The 11933-nt window shown below is 64.9% G+C and carries 14 protein-coding genes; 8 read left to right on the forward strand and 6 right to left on the reverse strand.

From position 1 onward, the window contains the following. Positions 1-59: 59 nt before the first annotated feature. The 3 genes from IC50_RS28395 (at position 60) to IC50_RS28405 (ending at position 2386) form a co-directional block, all read left to right on the forward strand. Positions 60-1136, forward strand: a complete 1077-nt coding sequence (locus IC50_RS28395; protein WP_035712557.1) for an alpha/beta fold hydrolase — start codon at positions 60-62, stop codon at positions 1134-1136. A 133-nt stretch (positions 1137-1269) separates the two neighbouring features. Then, positions 1270-1611 (forward strand): hypothetical protein, encoded by a 342-nt coding sequence (locus IC50_RS28400; protein WP_035712560.1) that lies wholly within the window; start codon positions 1270-1272, stop codon positions 1609-1611. A gap of 172 nt (positions 1612-1783) precedes the next feature. Further along, positions 1784-2386: an MSMEG_1061 family FMN-dependent PPOX-type flavoprotein gene (locus tag IC50_RS28405; protein WP_035712535.1), complete on the forward strand. Its 603-nt coding sequence runs from the start codon at positions 1784-1786 to the stop codon at positions 2384-2386. 207 nt (positions 2387-2593) lie between these two features. Here IC50_RS28405 and bfr read toward each other — a convergent pair whose 3' ends face one another. The 3 genes from bfr to IC50_RS28420 form a co-directional block, all read right to left on the reverse strand. Next, a complete protein-coding gene (bfr, locus tag IC50_RS28410; protein WP_024339472.1) occupies positions 2594-3082 on the reverse strand; it encodes a bacterioferritin in 489 nt (162 codons plus the stop codon). Between the two features lie 141 nt (positions 3083-3223). Further along, positions 3224-3496, reverse strand: coding sequence for a (2Fe-2S)-binding protein (locus tag IC50_RS28415; RefSeq protein ID WP_035712538.1), 273 nt, complete (start codon positions 3494-3496; stop codon positions 3224-3226). 161 nt (positions 3497-3657) lie between these two features. Beyond that, positions 3658-3957: a hypothetical protein gene (locus IC50_RS28420; protein WP_035712540.1), complete on the reverse strand. Its 300-nt coding sequence runs from the start codon at positions 3955-3957 to the stop codon at positions 3658-3660. 135 nt (positions 3958-4092) lie between these two features. Between IC50_RS28420 and IC50_RS28425 the strand changes: the two genes are divergently transcribed. Together IC50_RS28425 and IC50_RS28430 are read left to right on the forward strand one after the other, a co-directional pair. After that, on the forward strand, positions 4093-4419 hold the full coding sequence (locus tag IC50_RS28425) for a hypothetical protein (protein WP_035712564.1): 327 nt from the start codon (positions 4093-4095) through the stop codon (positions 4417-4419). Between the two features lie 210 nt (positions 4420-4629). After that, the gene (locus IC50_RS28430) at positions 4630-4914 is read left to right on the forward strand and encodes a hypothetical protein (RefSeq protein WP_035712542.1); all 285 of its coding nucleotides are present in this window, start codon (positions 4630-4632) and stop codon (positions 4912-4914) included. Positions 4915-4994: 80 nt separating this feature from the next. Here IC50_RS28430 and IC50_RS28435 read toward each other — a convergent pair whose 3' ends face one another. After that, the gene (locus IC50_RS28435; protein WP_035712544.1) at positions 4995-6221 is read right to left on the reverse strand and encodes a lytic murein transglycosylase; all 1227 of its coding nucleotides are present in this window, start codon (positions 6219-6221) and stop codon (positions 4995-4997) included. A gap of 7 nt (positions 6222-6228) precedes the next feature. Beyond that, on the reverse strand, positions 6229-7878 hold the full coding sequence (ettA, locus tag IC50_RS28440; RefSeq protein ID WP_035712546.1) for an energy-dependent translational throttle protein EttA: 1650 nt from the start codon (positions 7876-7878) through the stop codon (positions 6229-6231). Between the two features lie 232 nt (positions 7879-8110). On the opposite strand from ettA, the gene IC50_RS28445 reads away from it, so the two are divergent. Then, positions 8111-8326, forward strand: coding sequence for a hypothetical protein (locus IC50_RS28445; protein ID WP_035712549.1), 216 nt, complete (start codon positions 8111-8113; stop codon positions 8324-8326). A gap of 142 nt (positions 8327-8468) precedes the next feature. Further along, positions 8469-9431, forward strand: a complete 963-nt coding sequence (locus IC50_RS28450; protein ID WP_035712551.1) for a D-2-hydroxyacid dehydrogenase family protein — start codon at positions 8469-8471, stop codon at positions 9429-9431. Positions 9432-9520: 89 nt separating this feature from the next. Here the strand turns inward: IC50_RS28450 and IC50_RS28455 are convergent, their stop codons facing one another. Then, positions 9521-10717, reverse strand: a complete 1197-nt coding sequence (locus IC50_RS28455) for a L,D-transpeptidase (protein WP_035712567.1) — start codon at positions 10715-10717, stop codon at positions 9521-9523. Between the two features lie 366 nt (positions 10718-11083). Between IC50_RS28455 and IC50_RS28460 the strand changes: the two genes are divergently transcribed. Continuing rightward, positions 11084-11869, forward strand: coding sequence for a hypothetical protein (locus IC50_RS28460; RefSeq protein WP_193374163.1), 786 nt, complete (start codon positions 11084-11086; stop codon positions 11867-11869). The last annotated feature ends 64 nt before the right edge of the window (positions 11870-11933 follow it).

Genomic DNA, 11933 nt, shown 5'->3' on the forward strand with positions numbered 1-11933 from the left:
TCTGTTAAGTTCTGCCGCAACGCGGCCGCCGACCGTGAGCCGCAACGGGGGAAATGACCATGAGAGCTTCTTGCGCGGCGCTGTCGGCCATCCTGCTGTCCCTCTCGACGCTGGCCATCTCCACGCCGGTATTGTCCGCCGATTACCCGGCCCCGAAACAGGGCGACTGGATCGCCAGGGATTTCAAGTTCCACACCGGAGAGACCATGCCGGAGCTGAAGCTGCACTACACCACCGTTGGCGAGCCGACCGGCCAACCGGTGCTGGTGCTGCACGGCACCGGCGGCTCGGGCGCAAGCATGCTGTCGCCGGCCTTCGCGGGCGAACTGTTCGGCGCGGGCCAGCCGCTCGACGCGTCCAAGTATTACATCATCATCCCCGATGCGATCGGCCACGGCAAATCCTCCAAGCCGTCCGACGGCATGAAGACCAGCTTCCCGAAATACAATTACGACGACATGGTCGAGGCGCAGCATCGCCTCGTGAAGGAAGGCCTCGGCGTCAAGCATCTGCGGCTCGTGATCGGCAATTCGATGGGCGGCATGCAAACCTGGCTGTGGGGCGAGAAATATCCGAAAGAGATGGACGCGCTGGTGCCGATGGCCTCGCAGCCGACCGAGATGGCCTCGCGCAACTGGATGATGCGGCGGATCATGCTCGACACCATCCGCAGCGATCCCGACTATCATGGCGGCAATTACACCAGCCAGCCGCGCATGATGAAATACGCCGTCACCGCCTATGGTATCGCCAGCATCGGCGGCACGCTCGCCTATCAGCAGCAGGCGCCGACGGCGGCCAAGGCCGACAAGGTCGTCGACGAGCGGCTGGCGACGCCGATCACCGCCGATGCCAACGACTTCGTCTATCAGTGGGAGTCCTCGCACGACTACAATGCCGGCGAAAAGCTGGAGCAGATCGAGGCATCGCTGCTGCTGATCAATTCCGCCGACGACGAGCGCAATCCGCCCGAGACCGGCATCACGGACGCGGCGATGAAGCGGGTCAGGAACGGCAAGCTGTATCTCATCCCGGCAAGCACCGAGACCCGCGGCCACGGCACCACCAGCAATGCAGGGTTCTACAGCGAGCAGGTCAGGCAGTTGCTGCAGACCGCGCCTCAGCGGTCGATGTAAGCGCACGACCACTCATATCGCAACGCATCATATGCGGCGCCGTCCGGGCCGCATATTATTTGAGCATGCAATGCGCTGACGGCTCGGGCTTAATCGCGTCAACGATACGAATCGAAACGCGATGGAGGATCGCATGCACAGGCTCGCACTGTGCGTTTGGCTGGCGCTGACGAGTACCGCATTCGCATTCGACAACGGGCAATATGATCACGTCCCGCCCGACATCCGCGCCTGGTTCAAGAGCGTGATCGCGCCGAACGGCGTGCCCTGCTGCGACATCTCCGACGGCCATCGCACCGACTACGACGTGCGCCGCGGCGCCTATTGGGTGCCGATCGAGGGACAATGGATGGAGGTGCCCGAACGCGCGATCATCCGCGACCGCGGCAATCCGGTCGGGCAGGCCGTGGTGTGGTACGTCCACCACCGCGGCGCCATCATCATCAGCTGCTTCGTGCCGGCGGATGCGGTCTAAAGCGCGATGCGATTGGGATGAATCGTCATCGCGCTTTAGGTTGTTGTTCGAGCATGATCTTTTCGGAAAACCGCTGCGCACTTTTCCGAATCATGCTTCAGCATCATGGATTTCGTTGGCGGGCACGGCCTGATCGGGTAATTTGGCGCCGAGCTGATGCGGAGACACGCCGTTGACCGATCTTTGCGCCGAAGACCTCGCCACCATCTATGCCAAGCCGAGCCCGCGCGTGATCGCGAAGGCCCGGCCCGCGATCGATGCGCATGCGAAGAAATTCATCGAGATGTCGCCATTCTGCGTGCTTGCGACGTCGGGGGCGGACGGCAGCGTCGATGCTTCGCCTCGTGGCGGCGGCATCGGCTTCGTCCACGTCGCCGGTCCCAACCAGCTATTGATGCCTGACCGCTCCGGCAACAACCGGATCGACAGTTTTCGTAACGTCGTCGAAGGCTCGGGCTTCGTGCACCTGTTGTTCTTCGTCCCCGGCATCGACGAGACGCTGCGCGTCGGCGGCCGCGGCACGCTGTCGGCCGATCCGGATCTGCTCGCCGCGATGGTGGAATTCGGCAAACCGCCGCGCGCGGTGCTGAACGTCGCCGTCAGCGAGGTCTATTTCCATTGCGGCAAGGCCCTGATGCGCTCGAAGCTCTGGTCGTCGGAAAAGGTGCAGCGCTCGGTGATGCCAAGCATCGTCACGGTCATTCACGACCAGACCGGCCTCGGCGAACCGGCGAGCCAGGAGACCGTGGAAGAGCTCTACAAGACGCAGTTGTAGCTGTGGCTGCGGCAGTTGCTGGCGCGGCAATCACGCTGTCGTCCCGGACAAGCGAAGCGCAGATCCGGGACCCATCCCCACAGAATCGAGTTTGACGAAGACTCGGAGTTGGCAGGCCCGCGCCACACTCCTCCCTGGGGTTATGGGTCCCTGCGTTCGCAGTGCGTTCGCAGGGACGACATGGGAGCATGCGGCGAAAGCCGAAGCTCAATGCCCCTCGCCTTCGAGCCCGCCGACGTGCTTCTGGGTGTAGAGTTCGAGGCCGATGCGGCCGATCAGGTCGAGCTGGGTTTCGAGGAAGTCGATGTGGTGCTCCTCGTCGCTCATCAGCTTCTCGAACAGGTCACGCGTGACGTAGTCCTTGGCGCCGTGGCAGTAGGTCGCTGCTTCCTGATAGAGCGCCCGCGCGCTCATCTCGGCGGCGAGATCGCATTCAATGATCTCCTTGACGTTCTGGCCGATGCGCAGGGGATCGAGCACCTGCATGTTCGGGAAGCCGTCGAGGAAGAGGATGCGCGCGGTGAGCTTGTCGGCATGCTCCATCTCCTCGATCGACTCCTTGCGCCAGACCTTGGCCATGTCCAGCAGGCCCCAATTGTCGAGGAAACGGTAGTGCAGCCAATACTGATTGATCGCAGTCAGTTCGTGACGCAGCGCCTTGTTGAGATAGTCGATGACTTTTGCGTCGCCCTGCATGGTTCACTCCAGCTCTTGCAGTCCAAATCGGCCCTAAACCCAATTTAGAACGCTTCTAAATGAGTTTACGCACGGGAGCAACCGGCTACGGGGACGCAGCCCGGGAAAAGCGAAGCCGACAGTGCAACAGTGCAGAAGTCTTCAGCAGGCAGCGAGGGCAAACTGGACGGGTTCGGCCATCTCGTCATTGGCGGCGACGGCGTGGCCATGGGGACAGCCGGCGCAGCAGGACTGGGCGCAGGGGCCAAGCGCTTCGTCGATGATGGTCTTGATCGTCCGGGCACAGCGGCCGCATTCGGCACTACAGCCGAGACATCCATAGACCTGCTTGGCATGGCGCACGGCATCGTCGGACTCGGCGACGGCGGCGCGGATGTCGTCATCGCTCAGCACGTTACAGGAACAAACGATCATGGAAGCGGCAGGCCCTTCGGTGATGCGCCATCATCGATATTTAACGAGCCGGCCGGATGCAAAGGGAAAAACCGGTATTTGAAGCTATTCCAAACTGGCCCGTGAGGAAGCTAGAACGGCTCTAAAACAAGGTGTTGCGCTGGATCAAGATTGCGGTGGAGCTAGTCGCCGCCACCGCCTCCACCATCGCCGCCACCTCCGCAATCCCCGCCACTGCTGCCACCATCGCTGCTGGAACAGCTGCCGCCGTCGGTCGAGCTCCCCGAACTGTCGCCGGAGAACCAGTTTCCTAACGAGAAGCCGTCGCCCGTTCCCGTGTAGGTGTCGCCGCCGCCACTACCGCCACCGGCCCCGGCGCGCGAGCGCCGCCGTCCGCGATTCTGGAGGTGTGTGATCCAGCCGTAGCCGATCGCGAAGATGATCCCGGCACCAATCAATGCATTGACCATCGCGTTGCCCATCGTCGCCTCCCGGCGGAGCTGCGGCCCATATCGATTGGTCGTCCCGGGCGAAGGTGCCGTTCATTGATCATTCAAGCGAAGTATGGAACTCTCCCGCCAAACAATTCCCGCGTGATTGTGCGAAAGGTCAAGCCGATGAAGAAGTCGCTCCTGGCGGTTGCTGCCGTCGCCACCCTGGCTCTGACGGCCGGAACACCCGCCCATGCCCAGCGCGGCGTCGCCGCAGGCGTGGCCGCCGGGATCATCGGCGGCGCGATTGTCGGTGGCGCGCTCGCTTCTCCGTATTACTACGGACCTGGACCTGGCTATGGCTACTATGAGCCCGGCTACTACCCGCCGCGCTACTACGCACCGGGCCCCGGCTATGTTGCCGACGACTATTACGGCGGCTGCGTCTGGCAGAAGCAGCGCTTCTGGGACGGCTATGCTTGGCGCGTCCGCCGCGTTCGAGTCTGTGGCTGAGGCACTCGAAGCCGGTTCAACACGATGGGCCGTTCATCTCGAAGCCTGAAAAAGACCGCTTTTTCTCGTCACAGCTCCGTGTGCGTTTACCGTGGATTGACCAATTGCGCGCTTCCTAGCTGCACGGCCAATTCCAGCAGAGTGTGCGTGAACCTTTGAAACCTGGGCACCTCTAACAAGGGGAGCCCATCTCCCAGGAGAGCCCTGAGCATGAAGAAGACTTTAGTTGCTGCCCTTACGGTTGCGACGGTCGCCGGTTCGCTGATGACCGCGACTCCGTCCGCGAAGGCGCATGACGGCATCGGCGCCGGCATCGCGGCCGGCCTGATCGGCGGCGCGATCGTCGGCGGCGCCATCGCGTCGAGCCGTCCGGCCTATGGTGGCCCCGTTTACGTGGCCGAGCCCGGCCCGCCGCCCCCGCCCTGCTACTGGCAGCGCCAGCGTTATTGGGACGGCTATGGCTGGGTCGTTCGCCCGGTTCGCGTCTGCTACTGATCTGATCGCACGGCGCTCGCAAGCGCCGCGATCGAAGCCCGGCCGAGACCATCGGCCGGGCTTTTTCTTTTGGTCCTGCGCTATCGCCCCGCCTGGATCGAGCGCAGCACCTCTTCGCTCGGCCAGCAATCGACCTTGAGGCCCGCCGACTTCTGATAGGCGCCGAGCGCGGCACGGGTCTGCATGCCGGCCTTGCCGTCGATCTTGTCCTTGTAGAGCCCGGCGCGCGTGAGCCCGCGCTGCATCGTCTCGACGTCCTGGGTGCGCAATTGCTTGGAGGCCGACCAGGGCGTTGCGAACGGCAGCGGGTTCGTCATGCGGTCGCTGAGATGGCCGACGAACAGCACGTAGAGGTCGGAGAAATTGTATTCCTTGATGACGAAGTAATTCTTCGTGGTCAGGAACGACGGGCCGTAGATGCCCTCCGGCTGGAGCAGCGAGGCCGGCTGCGCCTGCTCGGCCGCGCTGAGTTTCTGGCCACGCACCGGCACAAAGCCTTCGCGCAGCCATTGACCGATCGGCTTCGTCACCTCCGGTACGCCCGTGGTGCAATCGACCTTCGCCGGCGCCTGCACCTCATAGGCCCAGCGCACGCCGCTCTGCCAGCCCTTGTTGACGAGCTGCTGCGCGGCCGAGGCCAGCGCATCCGGCACGGAGTGCCAGATATCGATGCGGCCATCGCCGTCGAAGTCGACGCCATGCTTGTAATATTCCGACGGCAGGAACTGCGTCAGCCCGGTGGCGCCGGCCCAGGACGAGCGCATGTCCTTTCGCGTCACCACGCCTTCGCCGAGAATCCTGAGCGAGAGAATGAACTCGTTGCGATACTGGTCCTTGCGGCGTCCCACATAGGCCTGTGTCGCCAGCACGCGGACGAGATCGTAGGGCAGCGTGTAGCGGCCGTAATCGGTCTCGCGGCCCCAGATCGCGAGCATCACGGTCGCAGGCACGCCGGACTTCCTTTCGATCTCGCTCAGCGCCGGACGATATTTCTGCAGCAGCCGCTGCCCCTCGCCGGCAAGCCGCGCGATCGAAGCTTCCTTGACGTAGTCAGCCGGCACCTGCACGAACTCGGCCTGCGACGGCGCGCCGGTCGCCGGCCGTCCCGGCAGGATCAGGTCGGGCAGCTTGTAGTCAGGCTGGAGCCCGCGCGTCTCTCGCTCGAACGTCGCGCGCGACACGCCTGCGGCCTGCGCCTCCGGCCAGAGCGAGGCGATGAACTGCGTGAAGGCGGCGTCCGCGGCGCGGGCGGGCGCCCAGCCGCAGGTGACCACGACCACCGCAGCGATGAGCGCCCGCCGTATCATGCCGCCGTCACCGCGTCAGCTTCTTGTACTTCACCCGGTGCGGAATGATGCTGTCCTGGCCGAGGCGGCGCATCTTGTCCTTCTCGTAGTCCTGGAAGTTGCCCTCGAACCATTCGACGTGGCTGTCGCCTTCGAAGGCGAGGATGTGGGTCGCGATGCGGTCGAGGAACCAGCGATCGTGGCTGATGATGACGGCGCAGCCGGCGAAGTCCTCCAGCGCCTCTTCGAGCGCGCGCAGCGTATCGACGTCGAGATCGTTGGTCGGTTCGTCGAGCAGCAGCACGTTGGCGCCGGACTTCAGCATCTTGGCGAGATGAACGCGGTTGCGCTCACCGCCGGAAAGCGCGCCGACCTTCTTCTGCTGATCCGCGCCCTTGAAGTTGAACGCCGAGCAATAGCCGCGCGAGTTCACTTCCTTCTTGCCGAGCAGGATCAGCTCGTTGCCGCCGGAGATTTCCTCCCACACGGTCTTCTTGCCGTCGAGCGCATCGCGCGACTGGTCGACATAGCCGAGATGCACGGTCTCGCCGACCGTGATCGTGCCCGCGTCCGGCTTCTCCTGGCCGGTGATCATCCTGAACAGCGTGGTCTTGCCGGCGCCATTGGGACCGATCACGCCGACGATGCCGCCGGGCGGCAGCTTGAAGGTGAGGTTGTCGATCAGGAGACGGTCGCCGAAGCCTTTGCTGAGACCATCGAAATCCACGACGTTGGCGCCAAGGCGCTCCGCGACCGGAATGATGATCTGCGCGGTCTGGGTCTGCTTCTCGCTCGCCTTCTTGAGCAGTTCCTCATAGCGCTGGTAGCGCGCCTTGGACTTGGCCTGGCGCGCCTTGGGCGAGGACGCGACCCATTCCTGCTCGCGCGCCAGCGTCTTCTGGTGCGCGGCGTCCTCGCGTCCTTCCTGCTCCAGGCGCTTCTGCTTCTGCACCAGCCAGGACGAATAATTGCCCTCGTAGGGGATGCCGCGGCCGCGATCGAGCTCGAGAATCCAGCCCGTGACGTTGTCGAGGAAGTAGCGATCGTGGGTGACGATCAGGATCGCGCCGGGATAGTTGCGCAGATGGCCTTCCAGCCAGGACACGGATTCGGCGTCGAGATGGTTGGTCGGCTCGTCGAGCAGCAGCAACTCGGGCTGGTCGAGCAGCAGCTTGCACAGCGCGACGCGGCGGCGCTCGCCGCCGGACAGCTTGGTCACGTCAGCGTCGTCGGGCGGGCAGCGCAGCGCGTCCATGGCCTGGTCGACCTTGCTGTCGAGATCCCACAAGCCCTGGGCCTCGATCTCGTCCTGCAGCTTGGTCATCTCGTCGGCGGTCTCGTCCGAATAGTTGACCGCGAGTTCGTTGTAGCGGTCGAGGATCGCCTTCTGCTTGGCGACGCCCTGCATGACGTTCTCGCGCACCGAGAGCTTCGGATCGAGCTGCGGCTCCTGCTCGAGATAGCCGACACGGGCACCCTCGGCGACCCAGGCCTCGCCCGTGTATTCCTTGTCCAGGCCGGCCATGATCTTGAGCAGCGTCGACTTGCCCGAGCCGTTGACGCCGAGCACGCCGATCTTGGCGTCGGGATAGAAGCTCAAGTGGATGTTATCGAGCACCTTCCGGGTCGGGTAGCTCTTGGTCAGGCCCTGCATGAAATAGATGAACTGGCGCGCCATCGGTCCCGTGACACCTTCGACTTGAGGAAATTTGCTTCGCCGCCGATGTAACGACCCCGTCCCCAAAGGGCAACGTTTTCCGTCCGTTCACCACGAATGAATACGGGATGGACACCATCCGGGCGCCAATCCGGACAATTGAAACCATCTTTTAATAAATCAGGCCAAAGCTCGGTTTCGCGCGGAAACAGCGCCACCCGCCAGAATGAACGGGAGCACAGCGAGGCCGACCATGGCTCTGATCGAGACCAACACTCTTCCTGTTCCGGCAGAAGTCGGCCGCGTCTCCGGGGTCGTCCCGGAGGTCAAGGGTGTCTGGAAGCGCTTCTTCGCCACCGTCTTCAATCCCTACCGGCCCGAACTGCACTACATGCGCGGCCCCGGCCCGGCCTGGCGCGCCAAGCATGGCATGGATGCGCCGTTCCGCCTGAAGCCCCGCGATCTCTGAGCGCCTCCGCCCTATCGGACTTTTGAAGACGCCAGCTGCTTGCGCGCAGGCGTGATTGCGCGCAACCATGGCCAGGCTTCGACGATGGCGCACGCTTGCGCCGTCACCTCTCGCCATCAACCCTGGCCCTGGATGAACGCTGATGAGCCGGCTGCGCTGTGCAATTCTCGACGACTATTTCAACCTCGCACTCGACGTCGCCGACTGGCAGAAACTGTCCGACCGGGTCGACGTCACCGTGTTCAGCCATCCCTTCGCCTCGGAGCAGGCCGCGGCGAGCGCACTGGCGGACTTCGACATCGTCTGCGCGATGCGCGAGCGCACCGCTTTCCCCAGGAGCCTGTTCGAAAAGCTGCCGAAGCTGAAGCTGCTGCTGACCTCGGGCATGCGCAACGCCTCCATCGACATGGAGGCTGCGAAGGCGCGCCATGTGGCCATCGGCGGGACGCAATATTCGCGCGATCCCACGGCACCGCTGACCATGGGCCTGATCCTTGAACTGACCCGCGGCATCGGCCGCGAGAATATGCGCATGCATGCGGGCGAGCCCTGGCAGACCTTTGCCGGCGTCGAGATCGAAGGCATGACGCTCGGCATCGTCGGGCTCGGCAAGCTCGGCAGCAAGATGGCGGGCATTGCGAAGGCGTTCGGCATGAACGTGATCGCCTGGAGCCCGAACCTCACGCCGGAGAAGTGCAAGGAGGCCGGCGCCAGCTACGCCACCAAGGAGGAGCTGTTCGCCAAGGCCGATATCGTCACCATCCACGTGGTGCTGAGCGATCGCTCGCGCGGACTGGTTGGCCGCGCCGATCTCGCGCGGATGAAGCCGACCGCCTTTCTCGTCAACACCGCGCGCGGGCCGATCGTGGACGAGCAGGCGCTGCTCGAGGCGTTGCAGCAGCGGAAGATCGCGGGGGCCGGGCTGGACGTGTTTTCGGTCGAGCCGCTGCCGGTCGACCACCCCTTCCGCAAGCTCGACAACCTCGTGCTGACGCCACATCTCGGCTACGCGACCACGGACGGATTGCGCATCCACTACGGCCAGATGGTCGAGGCGATCGACGCCTTCACCAGGGACGGCGAGTTGCCGCGGAAGCTGGCCTGAAACGACACTGGCCTCAAACGACACTAGCGTCAAACGACAATGGGCGTGCCAAGGCACGCCCATTGCAATTCACACTCTTCTCGCAGCGCCTAGCGCACGGTCACCGGCGCGGGCAGCGGCGGCACGACCGTCGGCTGCGTGCCGGGAACGGGGCCAGCCTGAGCGGAGATCGGGGCCGGCCCCGCCGCGCTCTGCGCCGGAGCCGCAGAGGCCGTCGCCGTTCCCGGCGGCGGGCCGCCGGGCAGCACCACCACGCGGGTACCCACCTTGACGCGATCGAACAGGTCGGAGACGTCCTCGTTCAGCATGCCGATGCAACCGGAGGAGACGAACTTGCCGATCGTCGAGGGCTGGTTGGTGCCGTGGATGCGGTAGACGGTCGAACCGAGATACATCGCCCGGGCGCCGAGCGGATTGCCGGGGCCGCCGGCCATGAAGCGCGGCAGATAGGGCTGACGCTCGATCATCTCGGTCGGCGGATGCCAATCCGGCCACTCGGCCTTGCGGGTGATCTTCTGCACACCGGTCCAGGTGAAGCCATCGCGGCCGACCCGGACGCCGTAGCGGATCGCACGGCCATTGCCGAGCACATAATAGAGGTAGGTGTTGGGCGTATCGACCACGAGCGTGCCGGGCGGCTCCTTGGTCTGGAACGCGACTTCCTGGCGGCGCAGGTTCGGCGGCAGCTGCGCCGGCGCAGCGTCGGGCTGCTCCTCGGGCGGCAGCGAGGCGATCGTCATCGGTCGGCCATCGGCGCCGACGGGCGGCTGGGCGGCCTCGACCGTCCCGGTCGCAGCGGGACCACCGACGGCCTCGGGCGGACGCAGGCCGTCATTGGCGGGAGTCTGCTGCCCCGGACGATTGGCATAGATCACCGGCGGCGGCCCGGCGGGCCGGCCGTAGCGGGGATCGTCGGGCGACATCACGGGACCTTGCGGCGCAGCGGCCGAATAGGCCGGAGCGCCAGCCGGACGGCCATAACGCGGATCATCCGGCGACATCACCGGCCCCTGCGGCGGAGCTGCCGAATAGACCGGAGGCGCGCCGGTCGGGCGGCCGTAGCGCGGATCGTCGGCCGGGCCGGGCGGCGGCAGCGAGGCCTGCGGCATCGCGTCGTCGTCGTCGTCCACCGCGTCGAAATTCGGCGTGCGGTCGCCGGGCCGATATTCGGCCGGGGCGCCATAGCCCGGCGCCTGCTGAACCGGATAGCTCTGAGCCTGAGCGAGCGAGGTTCCCGCCGCAGCGACTGTTGCGGCAGCGCATATCGTCAGAAAATGTTTGATCATCATCGCTCTTGTATAGTCCCCAAGCCCGATCGGACCGTTAACGGCCAGATGACCGAAGATAGCGGCACATTCAAGACATATCAGGCTTATTTGCGCCGGACTTGCCGATTTGTGATCCGCAAGACGACCGTTGCCCCGCTGCATCACGGGGCTGAAATCGTATTGCACCATCAATCGCCGCAGTATCCGGCGGCGATTTTAACGGAACGACGCGGGAGCGTTGCGATATGGTCGAATGAGCCTGATTCGCCACCTTTTGAACTCCGGTCCCGCGTGGCGAATGCGGCAATCAGTACCGTCACCGCGTTCAGATGGCTCTTGGGCCCCGGCCACCTCGCCGCCGGGGCGGAAATTCGCAATCCCTCGATGCTTCCCGGCTTTCGCTTCCTGTTTGCCGCGATCCTGCTGTCAACCTCCATCCTGGTGTTCGGGCTCGGAGCCGCCGCGCTGCTGCGGGCGACGCACCAGCAGTATGTCAGCAACCCCGCCTGGCGGAACGGCCCGCAGGAACAGGTGTTTGCGCAGGCTCCCGAGCCGGCCCAGCCGGTGCTCGCGGTGTTGCGCACCGAGCCGGAGGTGACCACGGAGCCGGAGCCGTCCCTGCGCGACCAGGTGCCCACCATCGGACTGCCCATGAGCGAGCCCGAACAGATCGCCGCGCTGACGATCGAGGCCGACGCGCAGCCTCTGATCGCAGAGCCGCCAGCTGACGTCTCGGCCGTCGAATCAGCCAAGCCCGAAGCCACCGTGGAGGAGGTCGCAGCGCCAGCTCCCACCGACACGCTCACCCCGGCCGACACCACGGCCGCGATCCCCGAGGCCAAGCCTGCCACGGCCGCCAGCGAGCTGGCGCCTGTCGATCCCAGTGCCGCCCTCGCCTCCTCGGCACTTGATGTCGCCTCCGCGAAGCTGGCCACGCTGAACGAGCCGGCGACGACCGCCGTGACGAACGCGCCGCCGAAGGCCACGGCCGAGAATAACAAGACGGCCAGCAGCGCATCGGACAACAAGGCGACGAAGCGCAAGGCAAAGGCGAAGAAGCCGCACCGCATGGTGCGGCGTCCGCCGCCTCAGCAGTTGCGGCAACAGCTGGATCCGTTTGGACAGCCGCAGCCGGCTTTCGCGACAACGACGACGGCGCGCACGCGCTGACGCGCCCTCCTTCGACCAAGCGATCGTTTCGAAGAGATCGTCCTGCCCGGGCTTGTCCCGGGCA

This window comes from Bradyrhizobium genomosp. I (2014) (assembly GCF_000261685.1).
Classification (GTDB): Bacteria; Pseudomonadota; Alphaproteobacteria; order Rhizobiales; family Xanthobacteraceae; genus Bradyrhizobium.

Bases quoted from the DNA above. Each gene is read 5' to 3' on its own strand.
- IC50_RS28395 (WP_035712557.1), top strand. From the start codon at position 60: ATGAGAGCTTCTTGCGCGGCGCTGTCGGCCATCCTGCTGTCCCTCTCG.
- IC50_RS28400 (WP_035712560.1), top strand. From the start codon at position 1,270: ATGCACAGGCTCGCACTGTGCGTTTGGCTGGCGCTGACGAGTACCGCA.
- bfr (WP_024339472.1), bottom strand. From the start codon at position 3,082: ATGCAGGGCGACGCAAAAGTCATCGACTATCTCAACAAGGCGCTGCGT.
- IC50_RS28415 (WP_035712538.1), bottom strand. From the start codon at position 3,496: ATGATCGTTTGTTCCTGTAACGTGCTGAGCGATGACGACATCCGCGCC.
- IC50_RS28420 (WP_035712540.1), bottom strand. From the start codon at position 3,957: ATGGGCAACGCGATGGTCAATGCATTGATTGGTGCCGGGATCATCTTC.
- IC50_RS28425 (WP_035712564.1), top strand. From the start codon at position 4,093: ATGAAGAAGTCGCTCCTGGCGGTTGCTGCCGTCGCCACCCTGGCTCTG.
- IC50_RS28430 (WP_035712542.1), top strand. From the start codon at position 4,630: ATGAAGAAGACTTTAGTTGCTGCCCTTACGGTTGCGACGGTCGCCGGT.
- IC50_RS28435 (WP_035712544.1), bottom strand. From the start codon at position 6,221: ATGATACGGCGGGCGCTCATCGCTGCGGTGGTCGTGGTCACCTGCGGC.
- ettA (WP_035712546.1), bottom strand. From the start codon at position 7,878: ATGGCGCGCCAGTTCATCTATTTCATGCAGGGCCTGACCAAGAGCTAC.
- IC50_RS28445 (WP_035712549.1), top strand. From the start codon at position 8,111: ATGGCTCTGATCGAGACCAACACTCTTCCTGTTCCGGCAGAAGTCGGC.
- IC50_RS28450 (WP_035712551.1), top strand. From the start codon at position 8,469: ATGAGCCGGCTGCGCTGTGCAATTCTCGACGACTATTTCAACCTCGCA.
- IC50_RS28455 (WP_035712567.1), bottom strand. From the start codon at position 10,717: ATGATCAAACATTTTCTGACGATATGCGCTGCCGCAACAGTCGCTGCG.
- IC50_RS28460 (WP_193374163.1), top strand. From the start codon at position 11,084: ATGCTTCCCGGCTTTCGCTTCCTGTTTGCCGCGATCCTGCTGTCAACC.